This window comes from Methanomassiliicoccus sp. (genome assembly GCA_033485155.1).
Classification (GTDB): Archaea; Thermoplasmatota; Thermoplasmata; order Methanomassiliicoccales; family Methanomassiliicoccaceae; genus UBA6.
In genome coordinates this window covers 73,291-95,771 of sequence record JAWQJJ010000008.1, presented here as the reverse complement: position 1 = coordinate 95,771, position 22,481 = coordinate 73,291, and the positions used below count along the sequence as shown (strand labels likewise).

Sequence of the window (22,481 nt, the reverse complement as noted above, 5' to 3'; positions counted from 1 at the left end):
GATGTTTGAAGGATAATGATCTGGACGATATTCTGAAGAGGGCATGGGACCGAGAACCGCTCTCCAACATGGACATCCAGGGACTGTTGTCGGTCGGGGAGGGCGACGACCTCAAGGAGCTGTTCCGGGTGGCCAAGGCCATCCGTCGGAGGAGCTTCGGGGACCAGGTGTTCCTGTATGGATTCGTCTACTTCTCGACCTACTGCCACAACGATTGCTCGTTCTGCTTCTACCGAAGCTCGAACCAAGAGAGCGTCAGGTACCGCAAGACGAAGGACGAAATTATCGCGCTGGCGACATCGCTGGAAGATGCTGGGGTGCATCTGATCGACCTGACCATGGGCGAAGACCCTCTGTATCGCTCGGAAGGTCGGAGGCACGCCCTTCTTGATATTATTGGAGCAGTGAACGAGGCGGTCGATGTTCCACTCATGGCCTCCCCCGGCGTGATGCCCAAGAGCATGTTCGAACCCCTCAGAGAGGCGGGTGTGGATTGGTTCGCTTGTTATCAGGAGACACACAATCGCGATCTGTTCGTCAAGCTGAGGCCGGACCAGGACTATTCCTTCAGATATAATCAGAAACTGTGGGCGCAGGATGCGGGGATGCTCGCCGAAGAGGGCATAATGATCGGAGTTGGGGAGTCCCTGCGCGATCGAGCCGACTCCATCCAGATAATGGGCAATCAGGGAGTGCGCCAGGTCCGGGCCATGACCTTCGTCCCTCAAGCTAATACTCCGATGTGGTCGATTCCCTCATCCTCGTACACGGAGGAGCTGGTCACCCTAGCAGTCATGAGGCTGGTCCATCAGGACAAGCTCATCCCCGCCTCCCTGGACATCGAGGGGATCAGGGGGCTCCAGCCCCGTCTGGACGCCGGAGCCAACGTGATCACCTCGATCATCCCTCCGTCTGAGGGGCTGGCCGGTGTCGCTCAGCATGACCTGGACATAAATACCGGCGGACGATCGGCTCAGAGCATCGAGGGGATGCTCGAGGACCTTGACATCAAGGTCGGTTCGACCTCACAGTATGAGGAACTGATCGAAGGGTGGAAGCGTACATTGAGATGCGAGGTGCCGACGTGACCACCCTTGGCGTAGTCGGTGGTAAGCTCCAGGGCATGGAAGCCGCGTACCTGGCCAAGAAGGCTGGGATGAAGGTGGTGGTACTGGACAGGGACCCGAAAGCTCCAGCCTTGGCCCTGGCGGACGAGGGCGTGGTCATCGATACGACAATGGAGAGGAAACGCACGATCGATCTGCTCACGGATTGTGACGCGGTCCTTCCGGCCAATGAGAACCTCGATACCCTGGTGGGCCTCACCAACATGCTCTCTTGTACGGACGTACCGCTGATCTTTGATATCGATGCCTATCTGCTTTCATCATCAAAGATTAGGTCCAACCAGTTCATGAAGAGGCTGGGCATCCCTCAGCCCAGGACCTGGCCGGAATGCGGGTACCCGGTCGTGGTCAAACCAAGTGGAGGATCGGGGAGCGATGGTGTGACCCGGGCCACAGACCATCGGACGATGGTCTCCGGGGTGGAGAAGATCGAGGGGCGTGGCGACGAAGTGGTGATCGAAGAGTTCCTGGACGGGCCATCAGTGTCTATCGAAGTCATCGGCGATGGTACTAACTTCATTCCCCTGGTCACAACGGAGGTCTTCCTCGATGACGCCTACGACTGCAAGATGGTGGGCTCCCCTTGGGAGGCCAGGGACGGCGGTGCGGAACCGGTGCTGATCGACGCTTCGCGGACCATGGCCCAGGCGCTGGGACTGCGGGGCATAATGGATGTCGAGGCGATCGTCGTCAATGGTGTACCAAGGGTTCTGGAGATCGATGCACGGATACCTAGCCAGACTCCTACGGCAGTCTTCCACTCCCATGGCATCAATATGGTGGACATGCTCGTGAAGATGAGCCTCGGAGAGGCGTTGGAAAAACCCTCGAGAGACGGGGCGAAGGCCGCGTTCTACGAGCACATCTCGGTCGATGACGGCATCATGAGATCCTGCGGGGAAGGCAGGTTTGCCGAGGTCAGCAGGCCGCGGATCGTTCCGGGCCTGTTCGGATCAGACGAGATGATCACCGACTACGAGCCGGGGAAGAAGAGCTGGAGGGCCACCATCATCACCTCGGCTGATGATGCCAGAGCCGCCCGTGAGAAGCGCGCGAAGGTCATCCAGGACATCATCAACAACGAGGGCATCTCTCAATACACAGACCCCCAACCAGAGGGATATGAATGACCAGGCTAACCACGAATGACATCCATGACCTTTTCCGCTCCCTCAGCGAGCGGGATGCCGATCTGCGGAGAAAGACGGGGCTCACCCTGAAGGGGCTGGCCCTCAGTGCGGTCGGCCATGCCCAGGACGGCCTAGACCTTGGCCAGTTCCGGGTCGCTGCGGTCCCCGTCGATAGTGGCCAGGGCATAATCCCGGAGTTCAGCCGCTCGGTGTGCTCCATCGTTCGCCATATGGGCATGGACGGCTTCGTGACCGCCAAGGGGGATGTGGCCGGAATCGCGGAAGCGATGGCCGGGGGAGCGGACATCGTGTTCCTAGCTGATGATGATGAGTTCATCGCCCTGAACCTGCGTGCTGGACGATTTGCGGATAACACCCGATCCACCGCCCTGGGCTACTGTGCCGCTTTGGAGGCTGCCCTGGGCGGGCTCACTGGCAGGGACGTGCTGGTCATTGGCGCCGGGAGGGTGGGGTCCTATGCCATCCCGCATCTCCAGGCCCGGGGGGCCAAGGTGTCCCTTCTGGAGCAGGACCGGGACAGGGCTGTGGAGGCCAGCAGAAGATTCGGGGTGGCCCTAGTCCTCGATGCTCGGCATGGCATCTCCCAGGCCAAGGCTATCCTCAACGCATCCCCGGCCCCCGTGCCCGGTGGATGGATCTGCGAGGATGCGGTCATATCCTCGCCCGGCGTACCCTATGCCTTCGACGAGGAGGGGGAGCGAAGAGCCATGGCCATCATCCACGATCCCCTGCAGATAGGCGTGGCGGTCATGGCTGCGTGGAGCGCAGGGATGTCCTATCATGCCATCGGCGGCCCTCAACAAGCCCCGGCCGAGGTCCTTGAATGAACGAGGTCGGCATCGCCCTGGACCTGGGCACGAGCGGGTTCCGGGGCCAGGCCGTGGACCTCAGCGACGGCAAGACTGTCTCCACAGCGATCACCGTCCGTCATCCCCTTCCCGGGTCCAATGTAATAGACCATGTCAACTTCGCGATTGAGATCGGTGAGAACGAGGCCAATTCCATCATCATGGAGGCCGTCGATCGCCTCATCGACCACCTGGGAGTGGACCCCTCAAGGATCTCCAGAGTGGCGGTGTGCGGGAACCCGTTCCAGCTGTCCCTGTTCCAGAACATCGAGATCCGGGACCTGGCCTTCGCGGGTCGAAGGAAGCTGGAAAGACTCGGCGTGGTCCCTCCCAGGCGTGACGGGGATATCCTTCAGGCCCGTGCTCTCGGACTTAAATCGAATCCTTCTGCCGAGGTCATTATCCCTCCCGCCGTCGGACACGAGATAGGAGCGGACGCCCTGGCCATGCTCCTGCTGACCGGGGCCATGGACGAGGAGCGTCCGTGCATGGTTATCGATTACGGCACCAATGCGGAGATGGCCCTGGTCGCCGACGGACAGGTGTTCACCGGATCTGCTGCGGCCGGACCGGCATTGGAAGGCCAAGAGATCGCTATGGGGATGTTAGCCGCCCCTGGTGCCATTTCCGACGTCATGATCGCCGGCGACGGATGGGTCAATCTCGTGCTGGACTCCGATCTTGCTGCACAGGAGGGTGACGAGGTCGATCCCTTGAACGGTTCGGTGAGGTCCCAGGGCATTATGCATGGACGATCCAGGGGCATCACCGGCACTGGAGTAATAGCAGCCCTGGCCAGCGGTATTGGGACAGGGTTGGTATCCTCATCGAAGATCGGGACCCCGACCCGTAACCTGTATCTTCAGGATGGGGTGACGATATCAGAGAGCGATGTATCCGAGGCGGGCAAGGCCATCGGAGCGATACGGGCGGGTTACCTGACGCTGATGAATAAGGCGGGAATATGGACCGACCAGGTCTCCACCGCCTTCATGTCCGGGGCGACCGGACTATATGTGGATGCCCGTAAAGCCCAGCGCATCGGCCTGGTCCCTCCGGGGGCGGAGCGCATCGTCCAGGTTGGCAACACATCCCTCCTGATGGCTAGGGAACTGGTCATGGAACCGACCAGATTGGACGAGCTAAGATCGTTCTCCACCCACCTGCGCGCTACCCATTGCATGTTCGCCACCTCCGAGATGTTCAAGAATATCTACTCGATCGAGCTGTCACTGTGGGCTTATGGGATGCCGATGAGCGCCTACAATGACATGTTGGCGATCTATAAGCTTCCCCCCATACCGCTGGAGCCGGTGGAGGCAAACGTGTCCAGGAGAATGGAACGGGATATTCCGGACCTGGGGCCGATGGGCGTGACCATAGTGAGCGACATTGGGACCGAGCTGGTGATCGCTCTCGATGATTGTTTGAGCTGCAAGCAGTGCGAGAAGGCGTGTCGAGAGGGTGCCATTCGCATCGAGAATAATGATATGGGCGTAGGAAGTGCATTCATTCGATCAGAGCTTTGTGCGGGGACCGCCTGCAGGAGATGCGAGGCGGTCTGCCGGACCAAGACTCTTCGTCTCAGCAGGGCCAAGCCCTTGGGTTAGGGTCCCCGCCCTCCAGGCTCACCCTTTCTTCCCTTGCTCTAAGAGCTGCTGAACATCCATCCGCTGGGTGTAGATGCGCTTCTCATCGGTCTCGTGCAGATGTTCAAGGAAATATCTGACGGCCATCGAGCTGAACTCAGAACGGTTACGGAACAACTTCTTCCTCTTGACGTAGTCGTCCATCTGGTCCGCTATCCCCTTGGCCACACGATAGGAGATGGTAATCGAAGAGTCGTCGCTCTCATCGCTGTCCATGAACCGGGAAATGCCCATCGGGTTAAAGTAATTACGTATGTATACAAAAAATCTCCGAAATGAGATATGTCAAGGTAACGGCCCGCCTATTATTTGCGAGATTGTCTTGCTCTTGGGACATTGGAGGATCCCCTGTCGACCTTTGTAATCATTCTATTACAAATACATGCACAACGATGCAAATATCTATCGCATTAATAACGGAGAAGCGCGTTCCTCCGGGCGTTAGAAATGATCGGCCGTGGTCTCCTAGAAGATATTCTGGCACATGCTGCCAGCAGGTGCATCGTAGTGGACGCTGACGACAAGGTTATCTATGCCAGCCCGCGCCTCCGCGATCTCCTGGGCCATGATGCAGATGTTCTTATCGACCGACCGCTCAAGGAGACACTGGCAACGTCCGAGCTGGTGGAGGCGATCAGGACCAACGCCCGATTGACAATAGATGGAGGAGAAGAGACCGTTGCTCAGATCGAACTCTCTGACGCACTCTCAGGCCGGATCTATGAGGTCCGGTCGGTTCCCCATAAGAAGGATGGACAGGCTGGCATGGCGATAGTTTTCATTGACGAAGTCACCGGGCGCATGGACGCTGAACGAGCTCATCGGTGCATCGACCAGATCGTGAGCGAGTTAAGGCCGCCGACGGAGGCCGACAAGGCTGTTCCCAGGGTCCTCGCATTGATCAACGATACTTTCAGGTCCGATGTCTCGGCCGTTCTCACCCGACGGGATGGCTTATGGAGCCCAAAGTTCGCCTTGGGCCATGAGCTCTCGCTGATGAACTACTTCCGCCTCGATGAGAGGCCAGGCCTCACCAGAATGGTACAATCGATCAACGAGGTTCACATTCTCAACGAAGAGGACGAGAGCGGGATCTACAGCGTTCTCGCCAAGGAGTGGAAGGTCCGCACGGTGGTGGCGATACCTATCCACGCCGGTGGGGACGAGCGGGGCATACTCGTTCTAGCCTATCGTGCCCTTCCTGAACCCTTATCCAGCACCAATCTGCGCCACCTCCGGAACATAGGGGCGATCCTCTCCATCGCCTTCAGCGAGGATCGGGACGTTCTCCGATCGGAAAGCGGGGCAGGATGCATGAGCACAGAGCTGAGCGCCATAGAGACGTGCTCGGCCCTGATCGATGTCAGAGGAAGGATGAAGTGCTCAACCCCAAAATTCGATTCCCTGGTACCCGAGGCGTTCCGGGGAGCGAATATCCTGTCCATGCCGTACGCCTCCCTTCGTCCCGAGTTCAATGGCACCCCCCTTGAAAAAGTGCTCGAACGGACTGTGGCTTCCAGTGGGGCGATGACCGTCGGAACGATCCATAGGCCGGACGAACGAGGCAATTTCAGGGACTGGCAGATCGTCTTCTCACCGGTACCCAGCGGCAGGAGGGACCCTGACGTTCTCGTCCACCTCATCGATATCACCGAGTGGGGAGTGACTAACCGGAAGAACGCCAGGCTGATCCATGCCATCCGCGAGGAGCAGTACAGAGTGAAGACCCTATTGGACTCGGTCCCCGTGGGAGTATATATCAGTGATGCGGACGGCCGGATCCTGGAGATCAACGGGATGGGATCCAGGATATGGGGGCAGAACCCCCTGCCCCGAGACATCGAAGAGTATGGAGATTATAACGCCACATGGCCCACGACCGGGGTGCGGCTGACGACGGACGATTGGCCGCTGGCGAAGGCCGTTAGGCGGGGGGAGACCACCATCGGGGAAGTGATCGATTACCGTAGCTTCGACGGTCGAGAGGGCACCATCATCAACTCGGCCGCCCCCATCCGCAACTGCAATGGCGAGATCATCGGAGCGGTGGAGATCGACCAGGACATCACCGAGATGAAGGCGCTTGAGCGAAAGTTGGAGGCGGCCAAGGCCAATCTGGAAGCGATCATCAATCAGATGCCCGCGGGTGTGGCCATCGCCGAGGGGCCCCGGGGCCGGATCGTAAACTGCAACAACGAGCTGAAGAGGATGCTTCTCCAGAACGAGGAGATGCCCTCATCCATCGAAGGATACTCCCGATGGGGATTTCTCGACCCCGACAGCTGCGCTCCCCTAAACTCGGAGGAGCATCCCCTGGCCATTGCGCTCCGGGAAAGAAGGACGGTGAGCAATCACCAATCGGTGGTTCGGCAGAGGGACGGGGGTCTGATTACCGTCCTCACCAGCGCCTCTCCGGTCATCGGCAAGGATGGGAATATCATCGGAGCGGTGGCAATCTTCACGGACATATCCCATCAGAAAGAGATTGAGAACCGGCTGGAGAAACAGACCAGGGACCTAGCACAGTTCAACGCTGACCTTCAGAGGTTCGCATATGTAACGTCAAACGAGCTGAGGGAGTCGCTCAAGTCCATCAATAACTACCTGAGCCTCATCGAGAAGAACAGCTCGTGAACGACCCCGAAACGGTGCATCGACGGCATTGGACGAAGTAGATGGATCAACATCGACGGACGGCCAGGTGCGCTTCGTAATGACGGTGAGGCCGCCCTCAGCAAGGGCCCCTTGGTGTACGTGGTCGATGGATCGGAGAATCCGGGGTGGCCTTCAAGGTCCTGAACAGCTGCACCACCTTCGTGTACAGCTCACCCGAGCTGGACAGCAACGCCTCGCACAAGGCAGATGTCAGAGGGTCGGTCAGCGAGACCTGACAAGTACGAGCTGTGCACCACCTTCACCGTGACCGGTGCGGGATCGGTGCAGCCCAGCGGCAATGGCATTGGTGGGGGCCCACCCCCTCTTCTTTTTATGCTGCTTGGAACCATGTGGCCGGGGACGGCTACGGAGTCACGACACCATTGTTTGCAGCATGATCACTTTCGGTCACCCATACGGTCGAACTTGATGTCGATGTGGGTGCCATCACACAGAGGCATCCGCTTGGACTGCCCACAGCGGCACAGCGCCACCCGGTTTCTCACGATATAGGGCTCCCCGTCGGCGCCCTCGATTATCACCCCGCCCTTGACCCACAGGGGGCCGCTGACTCCGCGCATGGGGTCCTCGGTAACGCTGATCTCCCTCTCGAAGACCGGCTCGATGGGCTTTCCCGTTGCCTTGTCGTATACGACCAGACGTCCCGCTGGGCACTGTCCAGCCACCTCCACCGCCAACCCCCTCTTGTCCTCTTCCCCCGACTCGGAGACCAGCTTACCTATCCCCCCGCCGCGATGGCAGAACTGAGCTCTGGCGCAGGGCGCGGCATTAGGGTCCAGGTCCACTCCTGGACCCTTGACTAACTTGGGTTCCTCGGCCCGCGTCCGGCGCACCGCCGTCTCCGTCCCGTCGAACCCGGCAAGGTGCGAACCGTCACAGTAGGGCGGATCGTTCGATCTTCCGCACCGGCAGAGAGCGTAGTTCTCCTGATCGGTCAGGTCGGCGACCTTTTTCCATTCTCGCGGGTTCCCGTCTGGACCGCGCACGATCTCCTCGCGGACCAACGGAATGCGGCCCGATACAAGGTATGGGCCGTCCTTGCAGACCTGAATCTTGGCGTTCTTGCTTGCGACCATGGTTGAGCTATTGCCCCCGTCTAGCAGGGGCGTGGTAAGATGATATTGTTTTCCAATCAACAAGTAAAAAGGATAAAGAAGGGGTTTTGAAAGGGTTTGGCGTGAGGATATCAAGGGCGATCTTTTCGATCGTCCTCAGTTCATCTTCCTAGACACCCACAGGTACACACCGGCCAGGGCCCCGGTAGCTGCCAGGGAGATCATGGCCAGGGAGTTCTCTCCGGAGGACCCGCCCATCACATAGGCGTTGGACGAGGCGAAGGAGGTCGACTCCACCGTGACCGGATTAGCCACCGACGAGGAACCTATGATCGGCCAGTTGACCCAGCTGAACAGGTTCCTCAGCCAGTTGGAGCGCCAGGACGACACGGTCCGGGTATCGGTGCTGCTGGAGGCGGTATTGTTGGTCGTGGAGCTGCTGGAATTGCTTCCGGCAGAGGTACCGTTGGTGCCCGTGGTCTGAGTGGGGCTGGAGGTCTGGTTCGAGGTCCCAGTGGTATTGGCACCGGTGTTGGTGTCTTCGCCCGGGGTCACCGTGCCGTTGTTCCCGGAGGTGTTGTCATCGGTCTTCGCGGGAGCCGCGGTCACCGTCAGGGTGTACTCCTGGGTTATCGTCCTGCTGTCCGCGGAGGTCGCGGTGACCTTCACGTAGTAGGTTCCAGCCTGGGCAGGGGTGCCGGAGATCGTGTCTCCGCTGACCGACAGGAAGTTAGCGCTGGTGGTCAGGGAAACGGTGGTGGTCAGGGAGGTCGTGACACCATAGGTGTAAAGCGAGCCAGCCTGGACACTGGTCGACGGGGCGGAGGTGAACTTGAGCTCCGCCGGGGTCGAAGTGGTCACCGGATCGGGGAGCAGCCCGCCGGTGTACGGGTATTTCGCGGTCCCGGTCAGCACCATGGTGCCGATCATCTGCCCGCCGGCGTTGTAGATGCTCTGCTCACCGAAGGCGTACCTGGTGAGCGGATACACGCCATTGTAGCCGAGCTCACCCCAGTACAGGGGCTTGCCCGCCGCGTTGGCCCACGCCTGGGGGTCGCTGAACAGGTAGGTGTTCGAGGATCCGGTGGCCGAGGCGTAGTAGTGGCGGTGAAGGATTTCGAACCCGCAGTTACCAGTGGCGAGGTTGAAGTCGCTCTGGCCCCACGAGAACATCTTGCCGAGACCGGCGACGCCCATGGTCCTGGGGTGGGTGCTAGCACCAGCGGTAGCCGCAGCGACCGCCTTGGCCCAGGTGTTGAACGCGGTCTTGCCACCGTGGCTGCTCCAGTAGTTGGTGGCGACCAGGTCGTGATCGGGCTCGTTGAACACATCATACATGAAGATGGCGTTCTGGCCATCAAGGGCCTTCATGGTGTCCTTGGCGTAGGCGATGTAGTTGGCGTAGGCGGTGGAGGTGGTATCGAACACCGACCCGCTGCCGCCGTAGGTGTAGGTAGGATATTCCTGCGACCCGGCCAGCACGAAGCACAGCCACACGCCGTGCTCCTCAGCCTCGGCGCACATGGTCTTCAGGAGGGTAATGTACTCATCATGGTGGTAGAGCCACGCCTCATACTGGAGTGAAGACCCCCACTTGTCGCCCGCGCCTATGCGGACCATGTTGCAGTCATAGTAGGCGGTGATGGCGAAGTACTGGTGCCAGAACTGCTCGGCGGTCTCGTGGTAGGGTATGTAGCCCTGGTTGGAGGTGTCCGGCCCATTGAGGTGCGAGGTCTTGCCGGCAACAGCGGTCTCCCCGTTGATGTAGGCGAGGATCGCATATTGGAGGGCCGTGGTCTCCACCTGTCCAAAGAACTTTTGGGAGGTTGCCTCCCCGTTAATGAGTATCTGCGTGCCCGACACGCTGACCCGACCATAGGTGGTCGCCGCCGAGGCAGACGGAGCGTCGCAGATTATGATCATCCCAGGCAGTAACAGGGCCATTATCGCCAGAGCTACCGCTAGCTTGTGATTCATTTTAATCAACCTTTCCTCACGCGATTACTATTCCGACGAGCGGGACGTAGGGTACTTGAACGTTTCTTTTCAATCTCTAAAATATGTTTCTCAGTATTTTATTTGATAAATATTAATTTTAATAATGACCTCGATAGGCGAAAAAATAAGCCAGAGGTGCGTATGAGAGGGGTCATTATCAGTGCTCATTAATGATAATATCTGCCGTTTCGTCCGACATTTTTTGGACTTTGTCCGACGATCCGCTCAAGGTAAGCCCGGGCCCGTTCCATCTCCGTTTCCCATGTCGGCAGATGCTCAAACCTCGCCCTCGCGCAGGCCGACATCTCGGCTCGCAGGGAGGGATTGATCAGTGCACGTAGATTGCCGGCAATCCCTTCCTCATCCCCTCCCTCGCACAGGAAGCCTTCCCTTCTATCAGATATTATCTCCCGCGCCCCACCCGAAGCGGGGGCGATGACCGGTAGCCCGGCAGCCATGGCCTCCACGATCACCAGCCCGTACCCTTCGTGATAGGAAGGCATGACCAGGACGTCCGCCGAACACATCATCTCGACCTTCTCCTTTTCGGCCAGGCGCCCGTGGAAACGCACAACCTCGCCCAGACCCTCCGCCGCCACCACGTGCCCGACCGACAGCAGGTACTCCGTGTCCAGGGCCGCCCCTACGACGTCCAGGCGGACCGCGGACCGGGGGAGCTTGGCTATCGCCCGGACCAAGACGTCGAGCCCCTTGTGTGGCATAATGTTGCCTAGGTACAGGACGGTAAGTGGGCCTTCCCTTCCCTCCCGGGAGCAGGCAAGAGGGGCGATGTGGTCCCTCCCCGGGTGGGCGACCGCACCCTCTGCTCCAGGGACTAGCTCCAGCACCGAACATCTCGTGGCCCAGCTGTTGAAAATGAACCCGTCGGCCGTTCGCAGGTACCTCTGCTCCAGGATACGGGAACGGGCCGCCCGGCATGGGTTCCTCTCTGCCACCCATGAGAGGTGGTGCACGATGGGGATTATGGGCATTTCCGAGGATCGGCGGAAGCGCTCGTTGAGCAGACACAGGGACGGGTGGTTGAGCTCGTCCTCCAGCAACACCTCGGCATCCAACTCCAGCAATCGCCTCAGCAGACGTGGGTCGAGGTTGTCGAGCAAACCCGTCCCCGCCCTCCGGTGGGGCATGGATATGACCTCCACCCGATCCCCCCTGGCGCGGAGGTGCCGTACCAGCATGCGATCGTAAAGGTAACCGCCGGTCGGCGTCTCCAGATCACCGTAGATCACCAGGCCGGCCTTCATCCCTTCGGACCCTCATAACCGGCCCAAGCCTCCTGATCCTCCCACACCCGCACCTCGAGGGACCGGCCCGCAGCGAGCATGGGCCTCAGCTGGTCGTAGATCTCCCGTGAGAGGTTCTCCAGGGATGGTGCCATCGATCGGAACTCCGGTAGCTCGTTGAGACAGCGGCCCTCGTACCGTCGGAGGGCCGCAATCAGCGCCGACCTCAGGAGATCGATGTCCACCAAGTACCCTTTGGCGTCGACCTCCGCACCGGCAACGGTCACCTCTACGAGGTAGTCATGAGCGTGATCCACGCTCTCCTCCGGGGAGCCTCCGGCGAGGTGATGAGTGGAGGTGAGTCTGGCACTGAGCCCAGTGCGGTACATGTCAGCCCTCCGGATATTCTAATATGACCTGGATGGCGTCGGCGGCGTTCTCGTCGAGGAGCCGATATGCAGAGGGAGCCTTGCCGAAGGGAAGACGGTGAGTGATCAGGCCTGAAGGTCGGAGACGGGAGACCAGTCTCCAGGCTTCCTCGATCCGCCTCGCCTTGGTCCACCGAGGAGCCAACGCTCCGCCGATCCTGCTGACCTGACTGCTGATGATGCGCAGGCGCTTGCGGTGGAAGTCCTCCCCCAGGGGACAGCTGAATGCCTGGTTCCCATACCACGAGCCGATGATGATCCGTCCCTCCACCCCACACAGGTGGGTCGCTAGCTCTAGGGCCTGGGGGTTGCCGGTGAGTTCGAACGCCAGATCCGCAGAACGATCTCCAAGCCCGGTAATCTCCTGGAAACCTTTCGGTCCCTGCGACGGATCGACGCTGGCATCGGCCCCCAGGCCCATGCTCCGTTCCCTCCGCAAGGGAACGAGATCGGCGGTCACCAACCGCGACAGCGGCATGAGCGCCAGGACCGCAGTAGTTAGTAGGCCGATCACTCCCTGCCCCATCACCACTGCTCTCTCCCCCACCAGGGGAGCGGCGTCCATGACCAGCGAGAGCGCGGTCTCCGTCGGGGGGAACATGACGGCATCCTCCACTGCGATTCCCGGGGGGACCGTAAGGACCTCGGCCAAGGTGGCGTTGAACAGGCTCTCGTGGCTATGGAAACTGAAGACCGTTCTCCCCTCCCAGCCAGATGGCACCCCCTCGCCCGTCGATTCCACCACCCCCACCGTAGCATAGCCGTACTTGAACGGACGGTGGAGGCCTTCTCTCAGGGACGGGATGGTGGTGTCAAGGGGAGTCCCATCGTCCACCAGGCCACGGTAGAACAGCATCTCCGTCCCCGCGCTTATCCCCGAGACCAGGCTACGGACCTGGACCTCTCCCGGGGCGGGAGGGGGGACCTCCTCCCGGCGCAGCATGACCTCCCGGGGGGCGGTGAAGTAGAGCGACATGCGCATGTTCTTCTGCACGTCCCACAATTGGCAGCGGCCGGGTCATGTAACTATCGGGCAACGGTCGTTCTCTGGCAGACGTTCTTCTCGAACGTTTATATTCCTCCAGGCCAATCTCGATGGACCATGTCCGATGAGGTCCAGGGGCTTAGGGCGCACTGCTTGTGGCACGCCGCCGACGGGCGGTGCTCCAATTGCAAGGCCCGCAGGATCAGGAACGACGTCCTTAAGATGAAGGACTACGACATCTGTGAGAAGGATCGGGACTACGAGGGATGCGAGTTCTTCGTGGAGAAGCCCGTGCCCAAGAAGTAGGATCGCATGACCCCCGATGATATGCTGGACCTGATGGAAAGGCTCCTCGTGGAGGAGACCCGGGAGAACGCCTTGGAAGAGCTGGAGAAGATATGCCGGGAGGGCTGTACCGATCCCCGGGCGGTCACCTACCTCATACCTGTACTGCACGTCCCCGATGATCTGTCGAGACGCCGGGCCTCCTGGCTCATGGGCAAGCTAGCCCAGAACAAGACCTCCACCTTCTGGCCGCTGGAGGAGCTGAACAACTTGCTCCATGACCAGGATGCCGAGGTCCGGGAGAACGCCGCCTGGGCCATCGGAGAGCTGACCGGCATGAGGGTTGGGGGCCTGGGGAGCATCGAGCACCTCAACCGGCTGCTGATGGATCCCATACCCAGCGTGAGAGGGATGGCCGCTTGGACCCTGGGGCGGCTGGCGGAGCGGCTGAGGTTGGGATTCCAGTCCTCGATCGGACCACTCCGGTCGCTCCTCGACGACCGGTACGACAGTGTCCGCCGGAGCGCCCAGTACGCACTGGACCACCTAACGACCATTGGTGTCGAGGAATAAACGACAGGATCCCGGGTCGGGCGTGCCCTGGTGGCACGGCGCCCGAGGCTCAAGTTCATAAACGCCTGGGTCATAGGCATTACGAGGTATCAGGACATGAGTGCTCGTGAGGTGACCATCGGGCTCGTCCAGATGAGCATGGCGCAAGAGCCGGAGGCCAACCTCCGCAAGGCCATAAGGATGATCGGGGCTGCATCGGACAAGGGCGCCCAGGTCGTTTGCCTGCCCGAGCTGTTCGCAACCCCTTACTTCCCGCAGTACGACGTAGTAAAGGGCCTGGGGCGGGAAAGTGTTTATAATGACAGCATTCCCGGGCCGACCACCGAGGCGCTGTCCCGGGCGGCTGCCGAGGCCAGGGTCGTCCTCATTGGAGGGTCGATCTACGAGCGCGCCGGGCCCCGTCTCTTTAATACCGCTGCGATGTTTGACGAAGAGGGCAGGATGCTGGGCATCTACCGCAAGACCCACATCCCCCACGACGAGGACTTCTACGAGCAGAGCTACTTCGACCCCGGTGACACTGGATTCCAGGTGTTTCCCACCACCCGCGGGTGCATCGGCCCGATGATCTGCTATGACCAGTGGTTTCCGGAGGCTGCCCGGTGCAACGCCCTCAGGGGGGCGGAGATGGTGTTCTACCCCACCGCCATCGGGACGGTGAATGGGATCGAGCAAGCCGAGGGGGATTGGCAGCAGGCCTGGGAGAATGTCATGCGCGGCCACGCCATCGCCAACGGGATGGTTGTGGCGGCGTGCAATCGTGTGGGGGTCGAGGACAAGATGGAGTTCTGGGGTGGGAGTTTCGTGATCGACGCGTTCGGTCGGACCCTGGCGCGGGGCTCTGGAAGAGAAGAGATCGTCCTTGCTACCGTGGACCTGGAGCACGGCGAGAGCGTGCGGAAGGGGTGGCGCTTCTTCCACAACCGCCGGCCGGAATGCTATCGCGACATAGCGGAGAGGAAATGAACAAGGAGCGATGAGGATGGAGAAGACGACCCCGAGGTCCCTTGATTATTACATGCCCGCAGAATGGGCACGCCATGATGCGACCTGGCTATCCTGGCCCAAGAACCCCCTGACCTTTCCTGACGGCGTGCTGCCCGGCGTGGAAAGGACCTATGTCCAGATGATCGCCGCCCTCAGCCCGGGGGAGAAGGTCAAGGTGCTGGTCAACGACGACCATACTGAAGCACATGCGCGGGAGCTTCTGAACGGCTCCGGCGCTCACATGGCTAACGTGAAGTTTTTCCATATCCAGTCATCGGACGTGTGGATCCGTGATTACGGGCCGACCTTCCTCGTCCACAAGGACCGCCCGTGGAGGGCCGCGGTGAAGTGGAGGTTCAACGCCTGGGGGGGCAAGTATGACGATATCATGTACGATGACATCGCCGGGGAGGAGGTGGTCCAGTCGGCGAGGGTGAAGACTTTCCGGCCGGGCATAGTCCTGGAAGGCGGGTCCATAGATGTCAATGGCCGAGGCACCGTGCTCACCACCGAGCAGTGCCTTCTCAATCCCAACCGCAATCCCCAGCTCACCAGAGAGGACATCGAGACCTACCTTGAGCAGTACCTCAACATCTCCAAGGTGATATGGCTGATCTCGGGCATAGAGGGCGACGACACCGATGGCCACGTCGACGACTTCGCCCGCTTCGTGGGGCCGGAGACGGTGGTGTGCGCCTTCTCCGAGGAAGGGGGCGGCCATAACCCTGAGGTCCTGGCCACCAATCTGCGCATCCTCGAGGAGTATCGCGACAACTACGGGCGGCCGCTCAAGGTCGTCAGGTTACCAATGCCGGCGCCCATACCCCTGCCCGAGGAGGACCGGGTCCTTCCCGCGAGCTACGCCAATTTCTACATCGGCAATGAAGTCGTCCTCGCCCCGGTGTTCGATGATCCCCACGATGCGGAAGCACTGCGCGTGCTCGGCGAGTGCTTTCCCGACCGCCGGACCGTGCCCATCCTGGCCCGCGACCTGGTGTATGGATATGGGGGATTCCACTGTGTCACCCAGCAGGAGCCGGCGCCGACGGCGGTAAAGGGGACGGCCGGCGAGGCCTAGAGGAGAGAAAAGGGGCCGGCCGCCGCGTTGAGATTGATCATACCGTTTGGGTGAGGTGGTTGCCGCACTCCAGGGCCATGGCCGGGCAGGCATCCACGCACATCCCGCAAGCGATGCAGCGCTCCTGCTCGAACTGCACCTTCCAGCTCGCCTTGTTCAGCTTGTAGGCCCGCACCGGGCAGATGGAGATGCACATCGAACAGTCGGTGCACCTTGATTCGTCCCGGATCACGAACCGGGCGACCTCGCCCACCTGAACCTTGTTGTCCTCCAGGAAGGCGATGGCCTTGAGTATGCTGTCCTCGGTGCCCTTCAGGGAGAGGATGAGCTTCCCTCCTCGCTCGTTCACCTCGGCCCTCAGGATGCTGATGTCCAGATCGTAGTCCTTGGCCATGCGGAAGGTGAGGGGGGAGTCCACCTGGTCAGGCGAAAAGGTCAGGATGAGTTTCTTCTCGGCCATGTTCAAGCCTCCGTGCGGGAGTTGATCTCGAGAGGGCGCTGCACCTGCTCCGCGGGGAACGGCTCGACCGGGCGGGAGAGATGGAACCGCTTATCCTGAATCCACTTCTTCAGCTCCTTGGTGATGTCCAGGGCCTTACGGTACGAGGACAGGGACGAGGTGCGGACCTCCTTGCCGTTGATGTCGATGGACCCGCTGCGCAGCTGGGCATAGCTGACCTCCTTCATCGGCTTGCGGGCACGGGAGCGCACTGCGTAGTCCAGGACTGGAGCGAAGATCTTGTCATCAGTGATGGATAACGAGCGCACGATATCCTCGTCCAGGGCTGGTATGGGAACCCCTATGCCGAGGCCCAGGGACCAGCCGTACTTATGAAAGTATAGCCCCCGAACGTAGTCGGGAGACATCTGTTTGAGGTCACCGATAACCGCCAATGCGCGCGCCGCTGCCGCCGGCACCCCATTCTTCTCCGGCACATTGGTCTTGAACTGCGTTCCCTCCCACGATACGTATCCCACGCCTCCGCCGAGAAATATCCTGGTCCCCAGACCGATGGTCCTCAGCTTAGGATCGTTGAGCAGCGGGGACAACTGCCCGGCGCTGCAGAAGGTGGCGTTGCCATGCCGGGGCAGTAGCTTGCCCATGTACGTATAGAGGAGGTCGTCCGAGGAATTGGTGGCCACTGCGTAGTTCTGATACATGTTCCTCGGATTGAAGAGAAAAGCCTGGTTGACCGTTCTCAGGGAGATGTAGGTCTCGATGCTCTTGCGCGGATAGCAATCGGTGCCATAGGCAGTCGCCCGGAGCTTAACGGGTTTACCGGAGACCAGCTCCTCGATGACCTTGGCCCCGCCGTACTCCATCCCGTCGCCATCCCTTAGCTCCGTCGCCCCGATGTAAGCGTCCACCGCGGCCAGGCCGGTGTAGGCGGGCACGTCGTTCAACCATACCTTGGTCATCTTGATCGGCGGCTCGGCATGCCCGAAGTTGATGAAAGCGCCCGAGGAGCACATGGCGCCGAAGGTGCCCGTGGTTACTACGTCCACCTCCTTTGCCGTCCTTTCAACACCATGTTCCTGGACGGCGGCCTTGAGCTCCTCTGCTGTGAGCACGACCGCATCTCCGGAATCGATCTTCGAGTTGATCTCCTCGTAGCTCTTGCTCATTGTTACACCGTCTTAGCCAGCCATTTCCTTCTCTCGAATGCCCGGCCTTGGGTCTTGCTAACAATAGTTAAATTATTTAACCATTGTTATTCGAAGGAGCACACCTAGAATCGACGAACGATTAATAACGCCCTAAATGGTTGCATCTCCCGGATGATCTGGCTCGATAGCATTGCTGCGGCCGTGGTCGCATCGGAGGTCGTTCTGGATGGCACTTGAGCTTTCTCTCTATGTGGTGACGGACCGCGGCCTGTCGCTAGGGCGGGGGCATCTCGAGGTGGCCCGCCAAGCGGTGGCCGGGGGAGCGGACGTGATCCAGCTGCGGGACAAGAACCTCACCTCGGCGGAGCTCTACCATCTAGCGGTCCAAATGGGAAAGGAGGTCCAGGGAGCGGGAAGACTTTTCGTCATCAACGACCGGTTGGACATCGCCCTCGCGGCCGGGGCGGACGGCGTACACCTTGGACAGGACGATCTTCCGGCAATAGTGGCCAGAGCCATTGCTCCCCATCTGACCATCGGAGTCTCTGTCAGTTCGGTGGACGAAGCCGTCAAGGCGGAGCGGGACGGGGCGGACTATATCGCGGTCAGTCCACTGTTCGAAACCCGGTCTAAGGGCGACGCCGGTCCCGGACACGGCCTAAAGGTCCTAAGGGCGATCAAGGAGGCAGCCGCCATACCGGTAATAGGAATAGGGGGGATAGACCGTTCCAACGTGACCGAGGTCATCGAGTCGGGAGCGGATGGCGTGGCCGTCATCTCTGCGGTGGTGTCCCAGCCAGATATCGAGGTGGCGGCCCGGGAGCTGAGGTCCCTGGTGACCGATGTCAAGGGGCGCCGGGTCCACTGAGATGCATGTGGCAGAGGCTGAAAGTCCCGAAAAAATAAGGGCCGATGGTTAGAAGTTCTATATACCAACACTTATACGAAGGAAGACATTGGAACGATTGTTATGCTCGCTCTTGGCTTGCTCTCGGGGGATGCGGACTCCTCCCTGGCGGTAAGGATGGTTATGGACCAGGGGATCAAGGTCATCGTCCTTAGGTTCATTTCGCCCTTCAACCGACGTGTGTCCGGGGAGAGCAACAGCACCTCCGACCTGGCAAGCCGAATGGGTCTCAAGCTTATCGCCGTTCCGAACTGCCATGATTATCTGGATATCGTCCGGGAGCCGAAGTTCGGGAGGGGTTCGGGCATGAATCCGTGCATCGACTGCCGGATCTACCTCCTCAGGAAGGCAAAGGTCATCGCCGATGAGGAGGGGGCCGACTTCATCTTCACCGACGAGGCGATCGGGCAGAAACCGTTGAGCCAGCACTGGAAGATCATCGAATTCATCGAGAGAGAGGCAGGGCTTGAGGGGAAGGTGCTCCGGCCGCTCAGCGCTGGTTTGCTTCCCGAGACGGAAGCGGAGAGAATGGGATGGGTGGATCGAAAGGCGCTCAAGAGCGCTTCCGGCCAGAGGAGGAAAGGAGGGCCCATAGTAAAGGTCAGCGACGCCTTCGACTACCCATGTCCGGCAGGTGGATGCATGCTCACCGACCGCCGTTTCGCGGCTCGGCTGAAGGATTTCCTGGAGCACGGGGTGAACGAGCTTACCTTGAAGGACGTTAACCTCCTCAAGATCGGCCGCCACTTCCGCGTGGACGGTCACAAGGTGATCATAGGGAGGGATCGCGACGAGAACATCCACCTATTGACCTTTGCCTCCGACCAGTATGCCGTGCTCTCCCCGGTCTCCATACCCGGGCCGGTGGGGATACTCGAGAACGAGGGAATGGAGAGCCTGGAGACGGTAGCTTCCATGGTCGCCCGTTATTGTGATCATGGAGGCAAGAAGGTACAGCTGAAGGTCTCGTCAGTGTTCGGAGGCGGCACGCTGGAGGCTGAGCCGATGAAGGTGAAAGAGGTCGAAGCCTACCGTGTAGAATAGGCTGAATTCCCTGCCTCGATCGTCCAATCGAGACGAGGACTACTTGCACCGGCCCATGAGGCCACCCATGGCCTCGTGCGTCACCAACCCTATGACATTCTCCTGGGCATCGATGACCGGGAGGGCGGAGATGCGGTGCCTCTCCATCTTGGAGATGGCATCCTCGATGGGCTCATCGGCAGTGGTTGTAATGGCGGGCGAGGTGATTATCTCTCGCAGGTCGGTGAGACGCCGGGCTACCGCCTTGGCTATGTCCCAGGATGTGACCATCCCATTGATCTTTCCGTCCGCGGACACCACCGGCAGATGGTTGACCTCCAGATGTATCATGAGCTCGGCGGCCACCTCTATGGTGGTGTCCTCGCTTATGGTCCTGACCGGCGACACCATCACGTCCCCGGATGAGATGTGATTGAAGAAACTCTTCAAAATGTAGTTTACCTGCCCGCCCTCAATGAGGAAGGCATCATGGCCATAGGACGAGCGTATCTCGCTGTAGAGAACCTTGACGTTGTTCGCGGACAAGGCCGATACTATCTCCTGGGATTGGTAGACAGGATACAGCCAGTCGGACGATATCCCGACCACCAGGACCTTGGCCTTCACACCGGACAGACCGGTGATTAAAGACCTATCCACTGTGAGGTCGAAGTAATCTATGGCCTTGGTGACGTAGAGGTAGGTGTTGGGGTCGAACCTTTTTATGAAGTTGTCCCCTTGGTGGTAAAGGTAGCTCTCTACCTGGAAGTCGGTGGTGAAGTCGAACCCGACCCGATCCTTGTCCTTCAGCTGGCGCCCGAACTTGCTCAGCATGGAGTCGTCACTTAGATAGGTTATGTGCCCGACCATGCGAGCGAGAGCCAACCCTCTCGACGGGGGCTCTCCTCCATAGTAATTGCCCCCGTTCCAAGCTGGATCAGAGGTGATGGCCCGCCGCCCAACCGCATTGAACGCAATCTGCTGGGGGGTCGAGCAGGCGGTGCTGGCCATGACCACCGCTCTCTTCAAGGCCTCGGGGTAGGATATCGCCCATTGCAGGACCTGCATCCCACCCATCGACCCTCCGGCAACGGCCAGTAGGGTGGTTATTCCCAGATGTTCCAACAGCATTTTTTGGGCATTGACCATGTCCCTGATGGTAATGACCGGGAAGGTGGTCCCATAGGGCCCCCCGGTGGCAGGGTCGAGGGAAGAGGGGCCCGTACTTCCCCTGCACCCCCCTATGACGTTCGAGCAGATGATGAAGTACTTGTTGGTGTCAAAGCCCTTGCCAGGCCCAATGGCGATGTCCCACCATCCAGGTTTGGACTCTCCGTTGTGATACCCGGCGGCATGGGCATCCCCAGAAAGGGCGTGGCAGATGAGAATGGCATTGCTCTTCTCCCTGTTCAGACGCCCATAGGTCTCGTAGGCTATCCGCAAGGGGAAGAGCGTGCCCCCGCCCTCCAACTTAAGGGGGCCGGGGAGGTCGACGTACTTCGTCTCCACGATCCCCAGGCCATGTTCCATGTTTTCACACCCCGTTCAGTGCCTGATCGAGGTCAGCTATTATGTCCACCACATCCTCGATGCCCACCGCCAGCCGAATGTAGTCCGGGGTGACGCCAGTGGACTTCTGCTCCTCGAGCGTCAGCTGCTGATGGGTGGTGGACGCCGGATGGATGATCAGGGTCTTGGTATCCCCGATGTTGGCCAGATGGGAGGCAAGCTTGACCGTCTCGATCACCTTCTTGCTGGCCTCCGCCCCTCCCTTCACCCCAAAGCCTACGAGGGGGCCGTAACCTCCCTGCAGGTACCTCGATGCAAGTTGGTGGTTCTGGTTATCATGGAGACCTGGATAGTTGACCCAGGCGACCTTGGGGTGGTGCTCCAAGAACTTGGCCACGGCCAGGGCATTCTCGGAGTGTCTCTGAACCCTCAGGTGGAGGGTCTCCAAGCCCTGGATGAGCAGCCAAGAATTGAACGGCGAGATGGTGGCTCCTGTGTCCCGCAGCAACTGGACCCGGATCTTGAACGCCAAGGCCACGTTCCCCAGGCCTGGGAAGTTGCCGAAGGCGTCCCAGTAGACCAGCCCATGGTAACTGGGGTCAGGTTCGGTGAACTCAGGGAACTTACCGTTATTCCACTTGAACTTCCCGGAGTCAACGATCACACCACCGATGGAGGTCCCGTGACCTCCGATGTACTTGGTGGCCGAGGCCACCACGATGTCAGCACCGTGGTCGATCGGAGCGACCAGACCTACGCCAGTAGTGTTATCCACGACCACCGGGATGCCAGCATCATGGGCTATCTTGGTGATGGCTTCGAAGTCGGGTGTGTCCAGCTTGGGGTTCCCGATCGATTCCAGGTAGATGGCCTTGGTCTTTTCGTTGATCCCCTTACGGAATGCTTCGATGTCTCCCGAGCTCACGAAATTCACATGCCGCCCGAACTTGGGGAAGGTGTAGTGGAGCAGCTCAAAGGTCCCTCCATACAGGTTGTCCGCCGACAGGATCTCATCCCCCGGTCGGGTTATGGCGAGAAGCGCATAGGTGATCGCCGCTTGTCCGGAAGCGGTGGCCAAGCCAGCGGTGCCGCCCTCGATGGCGGCGATGCGTCTCTCGAACACATCGGTGGTGGGGTTCATGAGGCGGGTATAGATGTTGCCCAGCTCCTTCAGCCCAAATAGGTTGGCAGCGTGCTCGGTGTTCTTGAAAACATACGAGCTGGTCTGGTACAAAGGTACCGTCCTACATCCAGTAACGGGGTCTGGAACCTGTCCCGCATGGACGGCCAAGGTTCCTAATCGTCTTTGGTTCTTGCTCATTTTCATTCCTCTGCGTTGTTCATTTGTTC

21 protein-coding genes are annotated in these 22,481 nt (G+C 60.0%); 11 read left to right on the top strand and 10 right to left on the bottom strand.

The window, feature by feature from the left end:
• Positions 1 to 5: 5 nt before the first annotated feature.
• Genes pylB through SA339_11615 form a run of 4 tightly spaced genes read left to right on the top strand, consistent with a single transcriptional unit; the run spans position 6 to position 4,736 of the window.
• The gene (gene pylB, locus SA339_11630) at positions 6 to 1,088 is read left to right on the top strand and encodes a methylornithine synthase PylB (protein MDW5563869.1); all 1,083 of its coding nucleotides are present in this window, start codon (positions 6 to 8) and stop codon (positions 1,086 to 1,088) included.
• Complete coding sequence (pylC, locus tag SA339_11625) at positions 1,085 to 2,257, top strand: 3-methylornithine--L-lysine ligase PylC (GenBank protein ID MDW5563868.1); 1,173 nt, start codon at positions 1,085 to 1,087, stop codon at positions 2,255 to 2,257. Before pylB ends, pylC begins: the two co-directional genes overlap by 4 nt.
• Positions 2,254 to 3,105, top strand: a complete 852-nt coding sequence (pylD, locus tag SA339_11620; protein ID MDW5563867.1) for a 3-methylornithyl-N6-L-lysine dehydrogenase PylD — start codon at positions 2,254 to 2,256, stop codon at positions 3,103 to 3,105. The genes pylC and pylD overlap by 4 nt, the downstream gene beginning before the upstream one ends.
• Positions 3,102 to 4,736 (top strand): methylamine methyltransferase corrinoid protein reductive activase, encoded by a 1,635-nt coding sequence (locus tag SA339_11615; protein ID MDW5563866.1) that lies wholly within the window; start codon positions 3,102 to 3,104, stop codon positions 4,734 to 4,736. Before pylD ends, SA339_11615 begins: the two co-directional genes overlap by 4 nt.
• A gap of 18 nt (positions 4,737 to 4,754) precedes the next feature.
• On the opposite strand, the gene SA339_11610 is transcribed toward SA339_11615, so the two are convergent.
• A complete protein-coding gene (locus tag SA339_11610) occupies positions 4,755 to 4,991 on the bottom strand; it encodes a hypothetical protein (GenBank protein ID MDW5563865.1) in 237 nt (78 codons plus the stop codon).
• A gap of 231 nt (positions 4,992 to 5,222) precedes the next feature.
• Here SA339_11610 and SA339_11605 point away from each other — a divergent pair, with 231 nt between their 5' ends.
• Entirely contained in the window at positions 5,223 to 7,409 is a 2,187-nt protein-coding gene (locus tag SA339_11605; protein ID MDW5563864.1) for a PAS domain-containing protein, read from the top strand.
• A gap of 419 nt (positions 7,410 to 7,828) precedes the next feature.
• On the opposite strand, the gene SA339_11600 is transcribed toward SA339_11605, so the two are convergent.
• From SA339_11600 to SA339_11580, 5 genes are all read right to left on the bottom strand, one after another.
• Positions 7,829 to 8,527: a CDGSH iron-sulfur domain-containing protein gene (locus SA339_11600; protein MDW5563863.1), complete on the bottom strand. Its 699-nt coding sequence runs from the start codon at positions 8,525 to 8,527 to the stop codon at positions 7,829 to 7,831.
• A gap of 135 nt (positions 8,528 to 8,662) precedes the next feature.
• A complete protein-coding gene (locus SA339_11595; GenBank protein MDW5563862.1) occupies positions 8,663 to 10,483 on the bottom strand; it encodes an Ig domain-containing protein in 1,821 nt (606 codons plus the stop codon).
• Between the two features lie 188 nt (positions 10,484 to 10,671).
• Positions 10,672 to 11,769, bottom strand: a complete 1,098-nt coding sequence (locus tag SA339_11590) for a glycosyltransferase family 4 protein (protein ID MDW5563861.1) — start codon at positions 11,767 to 11,769, stop codon at positions 10,672 to 10,674.
• A complete protein-coding gene (locus SA339_11585; protein MDW5563860.1) occupies positions 11,766 to 12,137 on the bottom strand; it encodes a 6-carboxytetrahydropterin synthase in 372 nt (123 codons plus the stop codon). The genes SA339_11590 and SA339_11585 overlap by 4 nt, the downstream gene beginning before the upstream one ends.
• 1 nt (position 12,138) lies before the next feature.
• Positions 12,139 to 13,170: a zinc-binding dehydrogenase gene (locus tag SA339_11580; GenBank protein ID MDW5563859.1), complete on the bottom strand. Its 1,032-nt coding sequence runs from the start codon at positions 13,168 to 13,170 to the stop codon at positions 12,139 to 12,141.
• 108 nt (positions 13,171 to 13,278) lie between these two features.
• Between SA339_11580 and SA339_11575 the strand changes: the two genes are divergently transcribed.
• The 4 genes from SA339_11575 (at position 13,279) to SA339_11560 (ending at position 16,084) form a co-directional block, all read left to right on the top strand.
• Positions 13,279 to 13,467, top strand: a complete 189-nt coding sequence (locus SA339_11575; GenBank protein ID MDW5563858.1) for a hypothetical protein — start codon at positions 13,279 to 13,281, stop codon at positions 13,465 to 13,467.
• Between the two features lie 6 nt (positions 13,468 to 13,473).
• Entirely contained in the window at positions 13,474 to 14,019 is a 546-nt protein-coding gene (locus SA339_11570; protein MDW5563857.1) for a HEAT repeat domain-containing protein, read from the top strand.
• A 96-nt stretch (positions 14,020 to 14,115) separates the two neighbouring features.
• A complete protein-coding gene (locus SA339_11565; protein ID MDW5563856.1) occupies positions 14,116 to 14,985 on the top strand; it encodes a carbon-nitrogen hydrolase in 870 nt (289 codons plus the stop codon).
• Between the two features lie 16 nt (positions 14,986 to 15,001).
• Positions 15,002 to 16,084 (top strand): agmatine deiminase family protein, encoded by a 1,083-nt coding sequence (locus SA339_11560; GenBank protein MDW5563855.1) that lies wholly within the window; start codon positions 15,002 to 15,004, stop codon positions 16,082 to 16,084.
• A gap of 37 nt (positions 16,085 to 16,121) precedes the next feature.
• Here the strand turns inward: SA339_11560 and SA339_11555 are convergent, their stop codons facing one another.
• Both SA339_11555 and SA339_11550 read right to left on the bottom strand, forming a co-directional pair.
• Positions 16,122 to 16,544, bottom strand: a complete 423-nt coding sequence (locus SA339_11555) for a 4Fe-4S binding protein (protein ID MDW5563854.1) — start codon at positions 16,542 to 16,544, stop codon at positions 16,122 to 16,124.
• Between the two features lie 2 nt (positions 16,545 to 16,546).
• A complete protein-coding gene (locus SA339_11550) occupies positions 16,547 to 17,710 on the bottom strand; it encodes a homocysteine biosynthesis protein (protein ID MDW5563853.1) in 1,164 nt (387 codons plus the stop codon).
• A gap of 208 nt (positions 17,711 to 17,918) precedes the next feature.
• Between SA339_11550 and thiE the strand changes: the two genes are divergently transcribed.
• On the top strand, positions 17,919 to 18,560 hold the full coding sequence (gene thiE, locus SA339_11545) for a thiamine phosphate synthase (protein ID MDW5563852.1): 642 nt from the start codon (positions 17,919 to 17,921) through the stop codon (positions 18,558 to 18,560).
• Positions 18,561 to 18,662: 102 nt separating this feature from the next.
• Positions 18,663 to 19,643, top strand: a complete 981-nt coding sequence (locus tag SA339_11540; GenBank protein MDW5563851.1) for a hypothetical protein — start codon at positions 18,663 to 18,665, stop codon at positions 19,641 to 19,643.
• Between the two features lie 39 nt (positions 19,644 to 19,682).
• Here SA339_11540 and SA339_11535 read toward each other — a convergent pair whose 3' ends face one another.
• Positions 19,683 to 21,152 (bottom strand): homoserine O-acetyltransferase, encoded by a 1,470-nt coding sequence (locus tag SA339_11535; protein MDW5563850.1) that lies wholly within the window; start codon positions 21,150 to 21,152, stop codon positions 19,683 to 19,685.
• Positions 21,153 to 21,156: 4 nt separating this feature from the next.
• A complete protein-coding gene (locus tag SA339_11530) occupies positions 21,157 to 22,452 on the bottom strand; it encodes an O-acetylhomoserine aminocarboxypropyltransferase/cysteine synthase family protein (protein ID MDW5563849.1) in 1,296 nt (431 codons plus the stop codon).
• Positions 22,453 to 22,481: the final 29 nt, after the last annotated feature.